General features: G+C 71.4%; 16 protein-coding genes and 1 tRNA gene. 9 read left to right on the plus strand and 8 right to left on the minus strand.

What is annotated here, in order from left to right; translation table 11 throughout:
• Positions 1 to 11: 11 nt before the first annotated feature.
• Positions 12 to 2,099 carry an alpha/beta fold hydrolase gene (locus ACFQRD_RS06910; RefSeq protein WP_377018515.1) on the plus strand — a complete coding sequence of 696 codons (2,088 nt, stop codon included), beginning with the start codon at positions 12 to 14 and terminating at the stop codon, positions 2,097 to 2,099.
• Between the two features lie 162 nt (positions 2,100 to 2,261).
• Here the strand turns inward: ACFQRD_RS06910 and ACFQRD_RS06915 are convergent, their stop codons facing one another.
• Positions 2,262 to 2,744, minus strand: a complete 483-nt coding sequence (locus ACFQRD_RS06915; RefSeq protein ID WP_377018516.1) for an OsmC family protein — start codon at positions 2,742 to 2,744, stop codon at positions 2,262 to 2,264.
• A gap of 107 nt (positions 2,745 to 2,851) precedes the next feature.
• Between ACFQRD_RS06915 and ACFQRD_RS06920 the strand changes: the two genes are divergently transcribed.
• Entirely contained in the window at positions 2,852 to 3,070 is a 219-nt protein-coding gene (locus ACFQRD_RS06920) for a helix-hairpin-helix domain-containing protein (protein WP_377018517.1), read from the plus strand.
• A gap of 23 nt (positions 3,071 to 3,093) precedes the next feature.
• On the opposite strand, the gene ACFQRD_RS06925 is transcribed toward ACFQRD_RS06920, so the two are convergent.
• The 3 genes from ACFQRD_RS06925 to ACFQRD_RS06935 all read right to left on the minus strand — a co-directional run bounded on the left by ACFQRD_RS06925 (position 3,094) and on the right by ACFQRD_RS06935 (position 5,449).
• Positions 3,094 to 4,362, minus strand: coding sequence for a hypothetical protein (locus ACFQRD_RS06925; RefSeq protein ID WP_377018518.1), 1,269 nt, complete (start codon positions 4,360 to 4,362; stop codon positions 3,094 to 3,096).
• Positions 4,363 to 4,501: 139 nt separating this feature from the next.
• Positions 4,502 to 4,888, minus strand: coding sequence for a hypothetical protein (locus ACFQRD_RS06930; RefSeq protein ID WP_377018519.1), 387 nt, complete (start codon positions 4,886 to 4,888; stop codon positions 4,502 to 4,504).
• A gap of 138 nt (positions 4,889 to 5,026) precedes the next feature.
• Positions 5,027 to 5,449, minus strand: a complete 423-nt coding sequence (locus ACFQRD_RS06935; RefSeq protein WP_377018520.1) for a hypothetical protein — start codon at positions 5,447 to 5,449, stop codon at positions 5,027 to 5,029.
• A 383-nt stretch (positions 5,450 to 5,832) separates the two neighbouring features.
• Here ACFQRD_RS06935 and ACFQRD_RS06940 point away from each other — a divergent pair, with 383 nt between their 5' ends.
• A complete protein-coding gene (locus tag ACFQRD_RS06940; protein ID WP_377018521.1) occupies positions 5,833 to 6,900 on the plus strand; it encodes an Rv2578c family radical SAM protein in 1,068 nt (355 codons plus the stop codon).
• Between the two features lie 217 nt (positions 6,901 to 7,117).
• On the opposite strand, the gene ACFQRD_RS06945 is transcribed toward ACFQRD_RS06940, so the two are convergent.
• Both ACFQRD_RS06945 and ACFQRD_RS06950 read right to left on the minus strand, forming a co-directional pair.
• Positions 7,118 to 7,202, minus strand: a tRNA-Ser gene (locus ACFQRD_RS06945).
• Between the two features lie 93 nt (positions 7,203 to 7,295).
• Positions 7,296 to 8,288, minus strand: a complete 993-nt coding sequence (locus ACFQRD_RS06950) for a LacI family DNA-binding transcriptional regulator (protein ID WP_377018522.1) — start codon at positions 8,286 to 8,288, stop codon at positions 7,296 to 7,298.
• Positions 8,289 to 8,613: 325 nt separating this feature from the next.
• Here ACFQRD_RS06950 and ACFQRD_RS06955 point away from each other — a divergent pair, with 325 nt between their 5' ends.
• The 5 genes from ACFQRD_RS06955 (at position 8,614) to ACFQRD_RS06975 (ending at position 14,441) form a co-directional block, all read left to right on the plus strand.
• Positions 8,614 to 10,278, plus strand: a complete 1,665-nt coding sequence (locus ACFQRD_RS06955) for an HAD family hydrolase (protein ID WP_377018524.1) — start codon at positions 8,614 to 8,616, stop codon at positions 10,276 to 10,278.
• Between the two features lie 82 nt (positions 10,279 to 10,360).
• Positions 10,361 to 11,317, plus strand: coding sequence for a cell division protein FtsQ (locus ACFQRD_RS06960; RefSeq protein WP_377018526.1), 957 nt, complete (start codon positions 10,361 to 10,363; stop codon positions 11,315 to 11,317).
• A 26-nt stretch (positions 11,318 to 11,343) separates the two neighbouring features.
• Positions 11,344 to 13,164: an ABC transporter ATP-binding protein gene (locus tag ACFQRD_RS06965; protein WP_377018527.1), complete on the plus strand. Its 1,821-nt coding sequence runs from the start codon at positions 11,344 to 11,346 to the stop codon at positions 13,162 to 13,164.
• Positions 13,164 to 13,988, plus strand: coding sequence for an energy-coupling factor transporter transmembrane component T family protein (locus tag ACFQRD_RS06970; RefSeq protein WP_377018529.1), 825 nt, complete (start codon positions 13,164 to 13,166; stop codon positions 13,986 to 13,988). The genes ACFQRD_RS06965 and ACFQRD_RS06970 overlap by 1 nt, the downstream gene beginning before the upstream one ends.
• Before the next feature lie 45 nt (positions 13,989 to 14,033).
• On the plus strand, positions 14,034 to 14,441 hold the full coding sequence (locus ACFQRD_RS06975; protein ID WP_377018530.1) for a Rid family hydrolase: 408 nt from the start codon (positions 14,034 to 14,036) through the stop codon (positions 14,439 to 14,441).
• Between the two features lie 158 nt (positions 14,442 to 14,599).
• Here the strand turns inward: ACFQRD_RS06975 and ACFQRD_RS06980 are convergent, their stop codons facing one another.
• Together ACFQRD_RS06980 and ACFQRD_RS06985 are read right to left on the minus strand one after the other, a co-directional pair.
• Positions 14,600 to 14,707, minus strand: a complete 108-nt coding sequence (locus tag ACFQRD_RS06980; RefSeq protein ID WP_377018531.1) for a methionine/alanine import family NSS transporter small subunit — start codon at positions 14,705 to 14,707, stop codon at positions 14,600 to 14,602.
• 125 nt (positions 14,708 to 14,832) lie between these two features.
• Positions 14,833 to 16,473 (minus strand): sodium-dependent transporter, encoded by a 1,641-nt coding sequence (locus ACFQRD_RS06985; RefSeq protein WP_377803627.1) that lies wholly within the window; start codon positions 16,471 to 16,473, stop codon positions 14,833 to 14,835.
• A gap of 287 nt (positions 16,474 to 16,760) precedes the next feature.
• Between ACFQRD_RS06985 and ACFQRD_RS06990 the strand changes: the two genes are divergently transcribed.
• Positions 16,761 to 18,131 carry a M20 family metallopeptidase gene (locus ACFQRD_RS06990; RefSeq protein WP_377018533.1) on the plus strand — a complete coding sequence of 457 codons (1,371 nt, stop codon included), beginning with the start codon at positions 16,761 to 16,763 and terminating at the stop codon, positions 18,129 to 18,131.
• Positions 18,132 to 18,161 lie beyond the last annotated feature (30 nt).

An 18,161-nucleotide genomic window follows, 5' to 3' on the forward strand; every position in this document is an offset into this window, starting at 1 on the left:
GATGGTGAGGCATGACACGAGCGAGCACCCGAACCCTGTTGGACGCGACCCGGCTGGCCGGACTGGAGACGACCGACGGAGGCAGGATCCTCGCGAAGGTCTCCAGGCTCGATACCACAGGCACGGCGTACCGCAGCGCCCTGGTGGAGATCGAGGGTGACCACCTGGTGCCGCTGACGCGCGGCGCCGCCTCAGTCGGCGCCGTCGCCGCCGCGGAGGACGGCACCACCTTCTTCACCGCCAAGCGCACCGGGGAGGACGGCAAGGAGGCCGACGACGCCCAGCTGTGGGCCCTGCCCGCTCGCGGTGAGGCCCGCGAGGTCGCAGCGCGCCCCGGCGGCTTCGGCGGACTGAGGATCGCCGGGACGCGGCTGGTCGCCGAGCTCGAGGTGCATTCGCAGGCGTCCGACGAGATCGAGCATGCCCGCCTGGCCGCCGAGCGCGAGGAGGCGAAGGTGACCGCTGGGCTCCACGCCGGCTTCCCCACCCGGTACTGGGACCACGATCTCGGCCCGGCCCGATCGGTGCTCGCCCTCGCCGCGCTGCCGGAGGACGTCGCCTGGGCCGAGGCGACTCGCCCCGCGAGCGCTCAGGACGGTGCACCGGCGGACGGTGCAGCCGCGGACGGGGCGCCCACGGGCGGGGCGGCCGAGAAGGACCCCGTCGGCCCGCAGGTGCTGCACTTCCGCCACGTGACCATGCCGCCCGGGCGTCTCGTGGACTGGACCGTGGACCGCGAGGGCACGCGCGCCCTGGTGGCCATGGCCGATTCCCGCGACGATCTGCTGGCCGCCGAAAGCCTGTACCTGCTCGATCTGATCGGCGCCCAGCCACCGCGGCTGCTGCGCGAGCCGACGGCCGAGGCCGAGTACAGCCCGGGCGAGTTCAGCCCCGACGGGACCCGTGCCCTGATCGGACGCGGCCGGAACTGGACCCGCGAAACCAGCCTCAGCTCGAGTGTGGAGGTGCTGGACCTGGCCGACGGAACGTCCTCGACAGTGTGGCCCGAGCTCGACCACTGGGTCGACCCGGTATGGCTGGACGAGGCGACCCTGGTCGCCGCGAGCGACGACCACGGCCGCGGCTCCGTGTGGATCGGCGGCCTCGAGGACCCCGCACCGCGGCGGCTGGCGGGCGGGCCCGAGCAGGACCTGGCCTTCTCCTCGATCTCGGTCGCCGGGGGCGCGGTGGTCGCCTCGGCCTCCGGGATCTCCGTCGCCCCGCACCCGGTGCGCATCGACCCGGCCGACGGGACCGTGCAGGAGCTGCCGAATCCCGCCGATCCGATCGAGCAGACCGGCTCGCTGACGGGGCTGGCCGCCACCGCGGAGGACGGCACCGATCTGCGGGCCTGGCTGCGCCTGCCGGCGGGGGAGGGCCCGCATCCGCTGGTCGTGTTCGCCCACGGCGGCCCGTGGGGGTCGTGGAACGCCTGGACCTACCGCTGGAACCCGGGGCCCTTCGTCGACGCCGGCTACGCCGTGCTGCTGCCCGATCCGGCGATCTCCACCGGCTACGGGCAGGCGATGATCGACCGCGGCCAGCACGAGCTCGGCGGCGCGCCGTTCACCGACATCATGGCCCTGACCGATAGCGCCGTGGCGCGCGAGGACATCGACGCCGAGCGCACCGCGTTCGCCGGTGGTTCGTACGGCGGCTACATGGCCAACTGGGTGGCCGGGCACACCGGGGACCGTTTCCGCTGCATCGTCACCCACGCCTCCCTCTGGGACACCGAATCGATGGGTCACACCACCGACAACGCGAGCTGGGAACGGCCGATGCGCGACCAGAACCGGCGCTACAACCCCAAGGACAGCGTCGGCGAGATCGTGGTGCCGATGCTGGTCATCCACGGCGACAAGGACTACCGGGTGCCGATCGCCCAGGGCCACGCCCTCTGGTACGACCTGCACGAGTTCTCCGCCACCCCGCGCGATGCACAGGGGCGCACCCGCCACCGCTTCCTCTACTTCCCCGACGAGGGGCACTGGATCATGGGCCGCGGCAACGCCGAGGTCTGGTACGAGACCTTCCTCGGCTTCCTCGACCAGCATGTGCGCGGGACGGACTGGGAGGCTCCGGCGACGCTGGGCTGAGGACAGCCCGGGCGCGGCGGGGTCGTCGTAGACATCGCGATGCCGTCCTCGTCGTCGGCCGGGGCGAGGTTCCGCAGGTCGACCTGGACGAACGGCCCCCGTGCGGCCCCGGTCAGCGGCGTCGACCCTCGCCGTCAGCCGTCAGCCGTCAGCCGTCAGCCGTCAGCCGTCAGCCGTCACCAGCTCCACGCGCGGCGTGCCCTGGCCGGTGAGGAGCTTGGAGACGGGGCACCGGGCGTGCGCGGCGTCGGCGATGGTGCGGGCCTCGTCGGCGGCCATGTCCGGGATGCTCACCAGGGCGCGGGGAGCGAATCGGTAGCCGCCGGCCGGATCGCGATGCAGATCGACCTCGACGCTCACGCTGCTCTGGTGCGGGAGCTCTCGTTCGGCGAGCACCACCCGCAGCGTCTCCTCGAGGCACGTGCTCCAGGCCATCGCGAGGAACTGCTCCGGGGTGAACCCCTGGTGCGGTGTCGACGGTCCGCCGGTGGGCAGCGTGGCCCGGTGGGCGGTGGGGCCGTCATGGACGCGGACCTCGCCCGTTGTGCCGTGGATGTTGTCCGTGCGGGCCGTGTAGAGAGCAGGGTCCTCGGGGTGGGGCGAGGAGGTCGGACCGGAGGAGGCACCTCGATCGTCGGCGGTCATGACGTCAGCGTACGGGCGAGGCCGAGTGCGGGGGAGGGCGGACACCCTGGCACTGCGGCATGCGCCGCATGACGCTCGGTCACACGTCCAGGAGAAGGGGAAGGGCCATGGCGACACCGGATGTGCGACCGGTGGGCGACCTGCCGGACGCGCTGGGCAAGACCGCGCCGCGCGAGCTGCAGGCGGCAGGAATCGACTCACTGGAGAAGGTCAGCAGGCGCACGGAGGCGGACCTGTTGGCGATCCACGGCGTAGGCCCCAAGGCGATCCGCATCCTGGCCGAGGCATTGAGCGAGAAAGTGCTGACGTTCGCTCAGGCCGAGTGACACGGGGACGCGCCGGTCACTCCTCAGCTGACGTCCTCGGCGGGAGCGTCCCACGTGTTGCACACGCTCAGGTCTCCGCCCGACTCGAAGCCGACCTGGATCCAGTGCGCACGCGACTCGGGGTCGATGGCATCGGGGTCGCCGCCGTCGTTCCAGGTGGCCGGATCGGCGAGCGCCTCTTGGAGTGAGGAGTCCAGCTGAGCGCTCGAGGGCAGCTGCATCGTCGAGGCCGACCCCAGGCACTCCCGCTGGAGGAAGAACCGTCGGGTCGTCTCGGCCTGCTGATCGGGGTCGTCGGCGAGCTGCTCGTTCAGGGCCGCGTAGTAGAGGCCCACGGAGCTGTTCCACATCAGCGGATTGGTGAACTGGAAGGCGAGATCCCACGTGTATGCCTGCGGGATGTGCTCGGCGTCGCTCAGGGTGGCGCCGGTTCCGGCCCCGATCGGCCAGTACAGCACGCCGTCGAGGTTGCACATCCGGGCGGTGTCCTCCGTGAAGTCCTCCGGGTCGCAGGACATGTCAGAGGGGACGTCGGGCCAGGTGAAGACCTTGATCGTGGGACTGATCCAGGGGAGCCCGCGGTCCGAGCTGGCAGGAGACCACACCTGGTTCAGGCACCCTGAGGCGGCGTCGAGCAGTGACTGCAGCTGCTCGACGTCGTGCTCGACCGGTGTCTCGGGCAGCTCGCACGTGCCGACGTCGGGGAGCGAGCCCTCGGTCAGAGGGTTCTCGATCAGGATCTGCCGGAGGGTCTCGGCGTCCTCGGGCGGAGTGTCGAGCGGACTGATCACCTCGAACTGGGCGTTCTCCGCCGGCACCTCGCTCTCGGTGCTCTCGGTCTCCTCGCTCGGCGTCGCGGAGTCGCTCGCCGTGTCCTCCTCGGTGGCCGGGTCGCTCGTCGGCTCACTGTCGGTCGTGGCCGGGGAGGCGGTGCGTTCCTCATCGCCTCCCCGGGTGAAGGCGTAGAAGGCCACGCCGCCGCCGAGGACGAGGACCAGGACAGCGATGCAGCCGAAGGCCACGGCGATCAGTCCCCAGGGGCGTTTGGGGGAGGGGGACCGGCCGAACTGCGATGGTCCGCCGGGTCCGCCGGGTCCGCCGGGGCCGCCGGGGCCGCCCGGGCCGGCGGGGCCACCCATGCCGGGCTGCGCGGGGGCCGCACCGAAGGACGGAGTCTGTGGCTGCTGGGCGTGGGGCTGGGGCGGCGGGAACCCGCCTCCCTGCTGAGGGCCGCCGTGGTGCCCCCCGTAGTACGGTCCCTGCCCGTTCCCGCCGGTTCCTGCGCTCGACATCCGTTCTCCCCCTTGGCTGCACAGCGTCGTTGCAGGCGCAGGATATCGGGGCGGGACGCTGCAGGCTCCGGCCGTAGGTTCCGATGCGGTCACAAGTGCCCGGGTCGTCCGGCCGAGGGTCGCAGGAACCGGCGGGCGTCTAGGGTGCCGGGGCGACGTCCTCGGCCGGAGCATTCCAGGTGTTGCACGCCGAGAGCTCCCCGTCGGACTCGAAGCCCGCCGTCAGCCACCGCACCCGAGAGGCGGGTTCGAGGGTCTGCGGCGGATCGCCGGTGCCCCAGTTCGTCTCGTCGAGCAGGTGGTCCCGCAGCTCGGCGGACGGCCGCGCCGCCGAGGGCAGCTGCATGGTCGAAGCCGCCGCCAGGCATCTCATCTGCAGGTTGAAGCGGCGCCACACCTCCGAGCTGAGCGGATCCTCGGGGGAGATCTGTTCCGAGAGCGCCAGGAAGTAGGCGGTGAGCGAGCTGTTCCACGCGACGAAGATCATGATCAGGTACGAGAGGTCCCAGACGTACGCCGAGGGCACGTCCGCGGCGTCATCCCGCGAGGCGCCCAGGCCATGGCCGGCCGGCCAGTAGACCGTCGCATCGAGGCTGCAGACGCGGGGGAAGTCCTCCTCGAAACTGCTCGACTCGCACTCGGAGGCGGGGATGTCCGGCCAGGTTTAGACCTGGACCCTCAGGGGCTCCCACGGCAGGCCCCGGTCCGAGCTGGTGGTGGCCCAGACCTGGTTCAGGCACCCGGCGGCCGCATCGAGAACCGCCTGGAGCTCGGCGGTGTCGTGGTCGACCGGAGTGGCCGGGAGCTCGCAGTCGGCGACGTCGGGCAGGGAACCCTCGGTCAGAGGGCTGGTGGCCATGACGGTCGTGAGCTCCTCCACGTCACCCGGCGGGACGTCGATCGGTGAGACCACCGTGAACTCGGGCTCCTCGGTCTCGGAGCCGCTGGGGGTCTCCGGTGTCTCCTCCGCCGGCTCCGACGGGCTCGACGTGGTCGACGCGGCGGTGGGATCCTCTCCGCCGCGGTTGAGCGCGACGTAGGTGACGCCGCCGCCGAGCACGAGCGCGAGGGCGGCGACGCACCCCATGGCCACCACCCTCACGGCCCACGGCGGGCCGCCGCGCCGGCCGCCCCCAGCCGCGGGGCCCGACGTCCGCTGCTGATACCAGCCGTGCGATCCGCCCTGAGGGGGTCGGTCTCCTGGTCCCGAGTGCGTCATGCCTCTCTCCCCTGCCCCGTCACGTCCTCGCCGTGCGCAGGATATGTGAAGCGATGACGCCGCGGACGGGATGCCGGCGTCCTGGCCGACGGGTCCCGGGCTTCCGCCGGCTGCGACGTCGATCCTCGGGCGCCCTGACGTGCGGCGTCCGGAACTGCCCGTGCGGATATCTCGACGGGGTCACGATTCACGCGGAGTCGGTCGCGGCGCGGCCGCTTGACACCGCATCGAACAGGTGTTCGACTTTCGGTATGCGGTGGAGCGGGCAGGAGATCAGCGGCGAGACGACCAGCGGTCAGGAGGACGCTCCGGCTCTCGTCGGCCTCTCCGGGCTCGTGCGCAGCGTCCGCACTCCCGAGTTCCAGGGCGTCACCTTCCACGAGGTGACGGCGAAGTCCGCGCTGAACCGGGTGCCGCCGGCGAGCTCGATGCCCTTCGAGTGGACGGTCAATCCCTATCGCGGCTGCTCGCATGCCTGCGTGTACTGCTTCGCCCGCAGCACGCACCGCTATCTCGACCTCGATGCGGGAGCGGATTTCGACCAGCAGGTGATCGTCAAGGTCAACGTCGGCGACGTGCTGCGCGCCGAGCTCCGCAAGCGCACCTGGAACCGCAGCCACGTCGCGCTCGGCACCAACACCGACCCCTACCAGCGGGCCGAGGGGCGCTACGGACTCATGCCCGGGATCATCTCCGCGCTCGCCGACAGCGGCACGCCCCTGTCCGTGCTGACCAAGGGAACCCTGCTGCGGCGAGACCTGCCGCTGCTGTCGGAGGCGGCCGAACGGGTCCCGGTGGACCTGTCCATGTCGATCGCCGTCTTCGACGACGAGCTGCAGAAGGCCATCGAGCCCGGCACGCCCTCGGCCGCCGCGCGCCTGGCGACGGTGCGGGCCGCGGCGGATCGCGGCTTCAGCGTCTCGGTGTTCCTCATGCCGATCATGCCGTGGTTGACCGACTCCGATGCACAGCTCGACGAAGCGCTCGCGCGCATCGCGGAAGCCGGCGCCGCGCGGGTGGTCTACGGCGCGCTGCACCTGCGGCCGGGCGCCAAGGAGTGGTTCCTGGAGTGGATCGAGCGGGAGCACCCCGAACTCGCCACCGGCTATCGGCGCTTCTACCAGCACGCCTCGTATGCGCCCGCGTCGTACCGCAAGAACCTCGCCCGACGGATCGAGCCGCTGCTGCGCCGCCACGGTCTGAACTCCCGTGAGGACGAGGACCAGCCGGAGCAGCGGCGGCGTGCCGCGGGTGCGGCGCAGCGGGCGACCGCGGCACCGTCGGCGCTCGACCTCGCGCCGCAGCCCGCACTCTTCTAGGGGGCTTGCAGAGCCCCCTGCGTCCCCGGCGGATCTCTGCGTCTCCCTCTCAGCGTCTCCCGCAGCGTCTCCCTCTCAGCAGCGGGATCCGTGACCGAGTAGGAATGACCCGCGCATACCAACAAGGTCGCGGATCTGGCCGCCGGGTCGGGCTCGCTGGCATCGAGCGGGACAAGGAAATGGCTCCTGACCTGGGCCAGGAGCCATTTTCTATCGGCGGAGGATGGGGGATTCGAACCCCCGAGGGCGTTAACCCAACACGCGTTCCAGGCGTGCGCCATAGGCCGCTAGGCGAATCCTCCAGCGCTCACGAAGAGCAGTGGACAGCGTACCCGAGAGCCCAGGTGGGCGCGAACCGTGCGGGCACAGGTCACATCGGCGCCCGCTCCCGGACCTCACCGGGGCGCGGGCCCGGTGGAGTCCCGCACCCGCAGGGTCGGCTCGACACGGCTGAACGACGCCGTCGTCCGCCTTGCGAGCCGTTCGCGGATCATCTGTGCCGCGAGCCGCCCCATCTCCGCCCGCGGCTGGTTCACGCTGGTCAGATGCGGTCTGACGGTCAGCGCGACCGCCGAGCTGTCGTAGCCTGCCACGCTCAGGCGCTCCGGCACCGGGACCCGCAGATCGGCGGCGCGATGCAGGACGCGCACTGCGGCGATGTCATTGGCGGCGAAGACGGCCGTAGCTGCCCCCTCCGCGCCGCGGCGAATCGCCCGCAGCAGCAGGTCGATGCCGCCATCCGGGTGGACCGGCCCGATCACCGAGGCGCCCTCGCGCAGGCCATGGCGCTCCATGGCGGTCAGGAAGCCGGTCCGGCGCAGGGCGGGGCCGGGGCGGGCCGACAGGGTCACGTGCGCGATGCGCCGGTGCCCCGACTGCACCAGATGGTGCACGGCAAGGGCAGCGCCGGCCTCGTCGTGATTCAGGACGTGGTCGACCCCGGGCACCTGGTCCTGCATGCGGCCGATCACCACGACCGGAACCACCTGCGCCGCCTGCTCCAGGGCGGCAGGGTCCAGCCACGACGAGACCACGATGACGCCGTCGACCCCGAGGTCCAGCAGGCGCCGCAGCCCCCGTGCGAGATGAGCGGTGTCCCGTCGACCGTGGGCGATCACCACCTCCAGGCCCTCGTGGTCGGTGCGCTCCTCGATCCCGGCGATGACGTCGGTGTGGTACGGGTTCCCGAGATCCGTCGGGAGCACTCCGATCAGGCCCGTGCCGCGGCCACGACGGCCGTAGCGCAGGCTGCGGGCCGCTGCGAGCACCCGCCGCCGGGTCTCCGCGCTGACGCCGGGCCGATCGTTCAGGGCCATCGACGCGGAGGCGGAGGACACCCCGGCGGCGCGGGCGACGGTGGCGAGGGTGGGGCGCGCTGAGGACGTCACCTGCTCGGTCTATCAGCCGAGATTCCGGTCACGACCTGGAGAGCTGAAATCTTTCAGGGCTTGTCCCCGAGCTGTGGCAGTCCCGTCACCTGGTGTTCATGACCCCGGCGTCAGCGCTCCGTAGCGTCGGAGAGGCCCCACCAGAAGACCGGGACGCCAAGGTTCTGTGACCCCGAGACCCCGAGCCCCCGAGGCCCCGGGACCCCGAGACCCCGAGGCCCTGAGACCCCGAGACCCCGAGGCCCTGAGGGCCCGAGCCATCCAGACCCCGAGCCGGTGCGACGCCCAGCCGTTGCGAGACCGGACCAGCTTCCCGAGGAGACCCGTGACCACTGCCCCCGAAGCACTCGATGCCCCCGCGGAGGGGGCCCGGGCACTCGCCGCTCCGAGCGCGCTGCTGCTGGATTTCGGCGGAGTGGTCGTGACCACGACGCATCGGGCGCACTGGGCTCGCGAGCTGGCCGGCTGGATCGTGGAGCGCACGCGCTCGCTGGGCTGCGACCTCGATCCCGAAGGCGTCGAGCAGTCGCTTCGCGCGGGCCGACGGGCGCTGTCGCTGTGGAAGGACGCCGCCTCCCGTCGGCTGGAACCGCGGGAGCTGACCAGCTCCGAGATCGTCGGGGACTTCCTGCTGGCCGACCTTCCCGCACCGATCCGGGCTGCGGTGCGGCTCGAGGCCGGCGAGCTGCTGGAGCGGATGGCCGGCCTGGTCGCCGATCACCGCGTGCGCGAGGGCATTCCCGCGCTGCTGGAGACCGCGCGATGTGGCGGGGTGCGCCTGGGCATCGTCTCGAACGCCCACTCCGGGCGGGCCCACCGCCGCATCCTCGATCAGCTCGGCCTGTCCGACGCCTTCGGCGTGCAGGTCTATTCCGACGAGGTCGGTATCCGCAAACCGCACCCCGGGATGATCCGGCGAGCCGCGGAGGCCCTCGGTATCGACCCCGGATCGGCCTGGTACGTCGGCGACACCTTGGATCGCGATGTCGCCGCGGGGCGCCGCGCCGGCGTCGGCGCCGTGATGATCACGCGGGATCGCAGGACCGACACCCCGCCCTTCCCCGTCCTCGACGTCCCCGACCTCGTGGTCGAGGAGCCGAGCGGACTGATCGCCCCGCTGCGCACCGCACTGGGCACGGGCCGCGCCTCCACCCCGATCGACGGCGCACCGGCGCCGGCCGGACCGCCGCCGCCCGCACCACGCCGCCGTCCGGCGCTGCTGCTCGACCACGGCGGGGTCATCACCTCCTCCACGCCGAATCCGGAGCGCTTCTCCGGCGTCGGCTCACGCATCGTCGAGCTGGCCCGGGGAGCCGGGTGCCACCTCGAGCTGCCGACCGTCCTCGATGCCCTTGAGACCGGTTGGGAGCGCCACCGTGCCCACAAGCGTCGCCGGGACAGCTCCCCGGATCCAGCACACCGTCACGAGGAGATCGACCCGGCCGAGCTCTGGGCAGACCTCATCGGGCAGGACCTCCCCGAACAGCTGCGCCCCCTCCTGCGCCTGGAGGCCGCCGAGCTGTCCCTCGCGCTGCACCGCGCCAAGTCGCATCCGGCACCGCGTCCCGGCGCGCTCACGCTGATCGAGTGGTGCCGTCAGCGAGGAATCGTCGTCGGCATCGTCTCGAACACCATCTCGGGCCGCGGCGTCCGCGAGATCCTCGAGGACTACGGGATCTCCGCCCACATCGGTCCGGCCGCCTACTCCGACGAGATCGGCGTGCGCAAGCCCGGCCGGGCGATCTTCGAAGCCGCCCTCGAAGCCCTCCCGAGCGACCGCGCCGACGTGGTCTATGTCGGCGACAAAGCACTCAACGACGGGCGCGGCGGCCGAGACGCCGGGATCGGCACCGTCTGCCTGCTCCGCGGCGGCAAGGACTCCGACGCGACGCTGGAAGCCGCCCTCGCCGAGGGGCTCGCCGATCACGTCCTCGACTCGCCGGACCAGGTGATCGAGGTGCTCGCCGCACTCGCCCCGGGCCGTCCCTGACCCCGGCCCGCGCCTGCTCCACCGACCCGACCCGACCCGTCCGCCCCGTCCGTTCGCCCCGCACGCATCGACAGGAGTTCTCATGACCACCCAGACGCCCTCACCGCTGCCGGAACCCGACCAGGATCAGCGCCGCGGAACCCTGCGCGGCGCCGTCGACGGCATCCGCTCGGCCCACCTGAGCACTTCGCAGAAGCTCATGATCTTCGTCCTGTCGATGTCCCTGTTCGGGCTGTCGAACATCCTGCTCGAGATCATCCCCGACATCACGATCGGACCCATCGACCTGTCGATCTCGAACATGATGTTCATCCCTGTCGCGATGGCCGGGCTGCTGTCCCCGTTCTGGGCCGCGCTCGGTGCCCCGCTCGGCGAGATCGTGTTCACCGACCTGCTCATGGGCGACTTCTCCGGCCTCGCCGAGGTCGAGGGATACGTGCAGATGTTCCTCGCGATCTACATCGGCGGCTCGCTCGTCCGCAATCCGCGCAGCCGCGCACAGGTCGGCGTCAGCGCCGTCTGCATCATCCTCATCGACAAGGTGCTCTCCGCCGTCGTGGACATGGCCAAGGTCTGGATCGGGGTCGAGGACGCCGAGTACGTCACCGGGCTGCCGCAGTCGATCATCGCCGTCGAGACCGTCGGTCTGGTCACCGACGTGGTGATCAGCGGCATCCTGTTCGGGGCGATCCCCGCCATGTGGCTGGTGCCCGCCCTGTACGGGAAGATCGAACCGCTCATGGGACTGCGGCCCCGTGTGCCCGGCGAGCCCATCCCCGGGGACGCCCCGCGCGGCCCGCTGTTCGTCGGCGCGGTGGTGCTGCTGAGCATCGCCTCCTTCGGCTTCGCGTTCCTCGAGGCGTTCGACCTCAGCGCCGGTGCCTGGGAACCGGACTTCCTGGACCGCTTCGGGAACGGGTTCCTCTGGGTCTCGGTGGCCGCGATCGTGGTCGTGATGGCGGTCTCCGTGCTGCTGTTCCGCCGCTCGGGCACACCCGCGCCCACCGGCGCTCCCGGGCCCACCGGCACCGAGAACTGATCCGGATCCGAGACCAGGAGCCCCCTGTGCAGACCGCCACCCCGACCGACCGTGACGATGCGGTGATCCGCGTGAAGGACCTGTCCTTTCGCTATCCCGGCACCGATCGCGACACCCTGCGCAACGTCGATCTCACCATCGCCCGTGGCGACTTCGTCGCGGTGGTCGGGGGCAACGGATCCGCCAAGACCACTCTGTGCAAGACCTTCAACGGCCTGGTCCCGCACTACTGGAACGGGGACTTCGCCGGCTCGGTGCACGTGGACGGCCAGGACACCTGGAAATCATCCGTCGCCGAGCTGTCCAGCCGGGTCGGCTACGTCTACCAGGACTTCCAGAACCAGCTGGTGCGGCCGACGGTGCGCGACGAGGTCTCCTTCGGCCCTCTGAACTTCGGACGCGCCGATCACCGTGAGCGCACCGAGGAGGTCCTCGAGCAGCTCGGCATCTCCCACCTTCGCGATCGCTTCGTCTGGCAGCTCTCCGGCGGGCAGTCCCATCTGGTCGCGCTCGCTGCGGTGCTGGCGATGCGCCCCGAAGTGGTGGTGGTCGATGAGCCCGTCGCCGAGCTCGACCCGGCGCGGGCCCGGGAGATCTATCTGCGTCTGCGTGAGCTCAACGAGCAGCACGGGATCACGGTGGTGACCATCGAGCACCACGCGGAGTTCATCGCCGAGTTCGCCCGCTCCGTGGTGCTGATGGCCGACGGTGCCCCGGTGTGGCATCTGCCGGTCCAGGAGGCGATGGACCGCCACGGTGACCTCGAGGCCCACGGCATCCCCGCGCCGGATGCCGTCGCTGTCTCCGCGGCGGTCGGTGCCCGGCCCGTGGCGCTGGATGTCCCCTCGGCCGCCCGCGTCCTGCGACCGCACGTGCGTCCGGATCGGACCGGAGCAGAGCTCGAGCAGGCGCCCGGCCCAGAGCACATGGCCGGCTCCGCGGGAGCGCCCGCGGAGGTCGTCGCCTCGCTGCGGGCCGTGGAGCACGGCTACCGCAGCGTCAGCGGCGCGCTGACCCCGGTGCTGCAGGGCATCGACCTGACCCTGTCCGCCGGGGAACGGATCGCGCTGGTCGGCACCAACGGCGCCGGCAAGACCACCCTGATGAAACTGCTGACCGGTCTGATCGTCCCGCGCCAGGGCACGGTCACCGTCGACGGCGTCGATACCCGCAGCCGCTCGGCCGCACAGCTCGCCGACCACGTCTCCTACCTGTACCAGCAGCCGCAGCGAATGTTCCTCAAGGACAGCGTGCGGGCCGATATCGCGCTGTTCCCCGAGGGGCGCCAGGTTCCCGGCGCGCACGCCATGGTCGAGGAGGTCATCGACCGTGTCGGGCTGGCCCCGTTCGCAGGCCGCGACGGGCGAACCCTCTCCGGCGGCCAGCAGCGCCGGGCCACGATCGGCATCGGCCTCGCGATGCGCCCGCAGCTGCTGCTGCTGGACGAACCGACCTCGAGCCTGGATATCCGATCCCGGGACGACGTCACCGGCATGCTCGCCTCTCTGTCGGAGTCGGTCCGCTGCGCCGTGGTGGCCACGCACGACATGGAACTCGTCGCGAGCTGGGCCAGTCGAGTGCTCGTGCTGGACCAGGGCCGGGTCCTGGCCGACCTCACCCCGCGCGAGCTGTTCTCCGCGCTGGAGATCACCGCCCGGGCCCGCTTGGTGCCGCCGCAGGCCGTCCGCATCGCCCGGGAACTGGGCCTGGAGCCGTTGCCGCTGACCGCGGCCGCGCTGCGTTCCCGGCTCGGAACCGGTACGGCATCGTCCCTCGTCCCGCAGCCGGCGGCCGGCGCGGTCCCCGCCCCGGCCGGTGCCGCGGGCACCACCCTCGATGAGCGCTGATGGCCCGCAAGACCCGAGACGTCCTGAGCGTGGAATGGGTGCGCCTGGAGCTGCTGCGCACCGCGTACTCGACACGCGGGGGAATGTTCGCCCGAATGGATCCGCGCATGGTGCTGGCCTGGTACCTGCTGGCCGCGTTGGCGCCGTGGTTCACGCACAACCTCACCGTGCTGATGATCCTGTTCGTGATGGTCGCGGTCGCCGTCGTGCTCGCTCGGGTGGGCCCCCTGGTCCTGGGGCTGTTCCTGGTCGGACTGATCGGCAACGCCGTCGGCCTGTTCGCCGCCGCATTCGTGTTCGGCGGTGATCTCGGGACACTCGTCGCCCTGGGAGAGCTCAACCTCAAACTGGGCGCGGTCTCGATGGCCTCGATGGCGGCCTTCGTGTCACTGGAGCCGGAGCAGCTCTCCGACGCGCTGCTGGCACTGCGCGCGCCGGAGCTGCTGGCCTTCGGAGTCAGCTACGGGTACCGGATGCTGCCGATCCTGGTGGACGAGTACGTGACCGTCTTCGACGGTCAGCTGCTGCGTCACGCCCCCGTCGAGCGCAGAGGGGTGCTGGGGTGGCGGGTGATCCTGCGGTGGAGCACGCTCGCGGTGACGGCCTTCTACCCGATCATGCTCAACACCGCGAAGAACGTGCGCACGACGGTCGAGGCCCTGGAGACCCGGGGCTTCACCTACGGTGCACATCACCGCGCCGGGCGGACGCTGCGCCTGGCGTACCTCAGGGTCACCTCGTGGGACATCGTGGTGCTGGCCGGCTCGGCGGTCGCTGTGGTCCTCGCGTACTGGACCGGGGCGCAGTTCCCGATCCATCGGTGACAGACTCCCCGTCGACCGCTCAGCGCGTCTCGAAAGGCTGTCCCCATGTCCCACGCCGTCACCCTGAACAGCTCGGCGATCCTCACCGACACCGTCCAGTACTCCTGCTCGGCGACGGTGGAACCACCCGCGAGGCTGGTGGTGCTCGCCGGGGCCTGCCCGCTGGACAGGGCCGGGGACGTCGTCGCCCCGGGCGACCATGCCGCTCAGGCCGCGAAGTGCGTGGAGAATATGATCGTCGCCCTCGCCGAGGCCGGCGCCAGCCTGGAGAACGTGGTCGGGACGCGGGTGCTGGTGGCCTCGAGCGAGCAGGCCGATCTGGTGACCGCCTGGGACGTGGTCCGCGACGCCTTCCGCGAGCATCCCGCACCGAGCACCCTGATGGGCGCGACGGTGCTGGGCTACCCCGGTCAGCTGGTCGAGATCGAGGCGAGCGCCGCCGTGCGCGACTGAGGCCGGGGCGCGGACGCTGCCGGCCGGGCACCCTCTCCGAGAGGCCGTTATCGGAAGCTCATTCCGGCCCGCTGGAGGGGGTGCTCAACCCAGGGACGCCGGACCCGGTGCTCAACGCAGGGACGCCGGAGGGGGTGCACGGGGTGACGCTCGCGCGGTCAGTCCTTCTGCTCGGGGTGGCGCGCGAGGTTGGCGATGGCGGCGGCGAGGCCGCCCCACACGGTCACGATCGCGACGATCATCATGATGATGGCTGAGACGGACACGGGATTCTCCGATCGGTCGGGATGCTGGGATGACTCTGCTGCTGGTCGAGCTGTCGCGGGGCGGGGGCGTCGCCGGCCGGGAGGCGGGCCCGCGGCGAGGGTGTCCCCGCCGCGAGGCCCGATCCTCACCGCGCCGGCGTGGACCGCAGCTCGTGCGGGGTCGCGACGTCTCCGCCGAGGCCCTGGCCGGCGAGCGCCTCGGGGGCGATCTCGTCACCCTCGGAGTCGGCCTTGTGGAGGTTCGATCCGGCCGGCCACGGCAGCAGGGAGAGCCCGATCGCGATGACGACCAGCGCGATCGCCATCAGCCAGCCGAACACGAGCACGAACCAGCCCGGGTAGTCCTCGTAGGTGCCCTCGGCGGTCAGCAGGGTGAGGGTGCTGGAGATCAGGGAGATGCCCAGCACGATGGGGGCGATGACGGCCAGCGCGATCATCCAGATGCGGCCGACGGGGAAGGTGCCCTGGTGGTTGAGGTGGTCGCGCAGCGTGGGCAGGCCGCGCACGATGTAGGTCACCACGATCGTGGAGACCAGGGCGGCTGCGACGATGCCGTACTCGTTGACCCACTTGTCCAGCACGTCCAGCAGCGGCAGACCCATCGTGGTCGAGAACAGCGCCACCGAGACGATCGCCAGCGGCAGGCACACCCCGAGGGTGGCGGGGATGCGGGCCAGGCCGAACTTGTCCTGGATCGCGGCGATGACGACCTCGACGATCGAGATCAGCGAGGTGAACCCGGCCAGCACCAGGGACCCGAAGAACAGCACGCCGATCAGGGCGCCGGCGGGAGCCTCGGTGATGATCGCGGGGAAGGCGATGAAGGCCAGCCCCACGCCGTCGGTGACCACTTCGCCGATCGGCACGCCCTGGGCCTGAGCCATGAAGCCCAGTGCGGAGAACACGCCGATGCCGCAGAGGATCTCGAAGCTCGAGTTCGCCAGGCCCACGACCAGGCCGGAACCGGTGAGGTCGGTCTTCTTCTTGAGGTAGGAGGCGTAGGTGAGCATGATGCCGAAGGCCACCGAGAGCGAGAAGAAGATCTGCCCGTAGGCGGCGACCCACACGCCGGGATCCAGCAGCGCCGCCCAGTTGGGACGGAAGAAGGCGTCCAGGCCGTCGACGGCGCCCGGCAGGAACAGGGCGCGCACCACGAGGATCAGGAACATGGCGATGAGCAGCGGGATGAACACGATCGCGCTGCGGCCGATGCCGCCGTGGACGCCGAGGCACATCACCGCGATCACCGCCAGCCAGACCAGGACCATGGAGATCATGACGGCCGGGACGATGTCGAAGCTGATGACCACGTCGGGACCGCCGAGGGCCTGGGTGTACTCGCCGAAGAAGCCGGCCGGGTCGTCGCCCCAGCGCTGGTCGACCGAGAAGACCGTGTAGTTCGTGGCCCAGGCGATGATCAGGGCGTAGTAGACCGCGATGATCGTCGCGATCAGCACCTGCCACCAGCCGATGAACTCGGTCCAGCGGGTGAAGCGACGCCACGCTGCCGGGGCGGAGCCGCGCCAGCGGTGCCCGATCGCGTAGTCGAGGAACAGCAGCGGGATGCCCGCCGTCAGCAGCGCGACCAGGTACGGAAGGATGAAGGCGCCGCCGCCGTTCTCATAGGCCACGGCCGGGAATCGCCAGATGTTGCCGAGCCCGACGGCCGAGCCGATCGCGGCGAAGATGAAGGCGACGCGCCCGGCGAAGGCGCCGCGGTCTGCTCTCCGGCCCGTCGTGCCGGGGGAGGGGGTCGATGCACTCACAGTTCGCCTCCGAAGTGTGCGCCGAGGAGCGGCGGAAGAAGGGTGGGGAAGGACAAGGATGTGCCCAGGGGGTCACCGAGCCATCGACGGCCCGCCGGATCGCGGCGGCCGAGCGCTGGCTGACAGGGCGCGGCCAGCAGGGGTGGCGGCCGCGCATCGTGCTGGGATGATACGCGGCCGACGGAGCCTGCGACACCGCACGCGGGGGATGGACATGCAGCCGTGACCTCCGGGGGAAGCGGTGATCACGCTACGTGGTCGCGGGTGCGGATGCTTATCCTCGATCCATGTCTCCTCAGCCGTCCGCGCGCCCCGGCGCTCAGCATTCCGAGGTCTCCACCGCCTATCTCCAGCAGCTGGACGAGGAGCGGGAGCTTGCTATGCGCACCGCGTCCCACCCCGGCTCCGCCTTCGAGGGCGCCGCGCCCGCCCTGCACGACCGGCTCGAGGAGCTCGTCCAGCGTGATGCCGGGGAGATGGCCGCTCTGATGCTGGATCTCGGCGAGCATCCCGAGGTCGCCTTCGAGGAGCATCGTTCGGCCCGGGCCATCGCCGACGTGCTGGCAGCCCACGGTGTCGAAGCGCAGGTGGGCGTGCACGGGCTGGACACTGCGATCCGCGCAGAGATCGTGGGGCAGGGCGGCGACGCCGAGGATGCCCCCACGCTGGCGATCCTCTCCGAGTACGACGCGCTGCCCGGCGTCGGCCACGGCTGCGGCCACAACGTCATCGCCGTGATGGGCCTGGGCGCCTTCCTCGCCCTGGCCGAGCTCGCTGCCGCGGATCCGTCGGCCGTGCCCGGCAGGGTGGTGTTCCTCGGTACGCCAGCCGAGGAGGGCCACACCGGCAAGGAGTTCATGGCGCGCGAGGGTGCCTTCGAGGGGCTGGACGCCGCGGTGATGGCCCACCCGTACGGGTACGACCTGGCCGACCAGATCTGGCTGGGCCGCCGGACCCTGACCGTCGAGTACCACGGGCACACCGCCCACGCCTCGGCCCAGCCGTTCATGGGGCGCAACGCGCTGGACGCCGCGAACCTGCTGTACCAGGGCATCGGGCTGCTGCGACAGCAGACCCCGCCGTCGGACCGCATCCACGCCGTGATCCGCGAGGGCGGGGACCGCGCGAGCGTCATCCCCGACTACGCCAAGCTCGACATGTACGTGCGCTCCCAGCGGCCCGAGACGCTCAAGGATCTCTCGCGGCGCGTCGAGGATGCCGCTCGCGGCGCGGCGCTGATGGCGGGCGTCGGCGTCACCGTCGGCTGGGATCAGCATCCGCCGTCGCTGCCGGTGCGCACCAACGAGGCCCTCACGGGTCGCTGGGTGCAGGCGCAGCGCCGCCGCGGCCGCGACCCGCTTCCCTTCGGCGTGGTCTCGCCGATCCTGGCCGCCTCCACCGATTTCGGCAATGTCAGCTACCGCATCCCCGGCATCCACCCCGTCATCAAGGTGGCTCCCTCCCAGGTCGCGCTGCACACGCGCGAGTTCGCGACCTGGGCGGTCTCTGACCAGGCCCGCTCCGCCGCGGCCGACGGGGCCTACGGCCTGGCCGCCACCGTGCTCGACGCCCTCCACGACCCGCAGCTGGCCCGGGCCGTCGCCACCGAGTTCGAGGAAGCCGGCGGCGCCATCGATGTCCCCTCCTACTTCGACTGACCGACCCCCGCGCCTCCTCGCCACCCCGAT

Origin of the sequence: Brachybacterium sp. GCM10030268, from assembly GCF_042666305.1 — a bacterium.
GTDB lineage: Bacteria > Actinomycetota > Actinomycetes > Actinomycetales > Dermabacteraceae > Brachybacterium.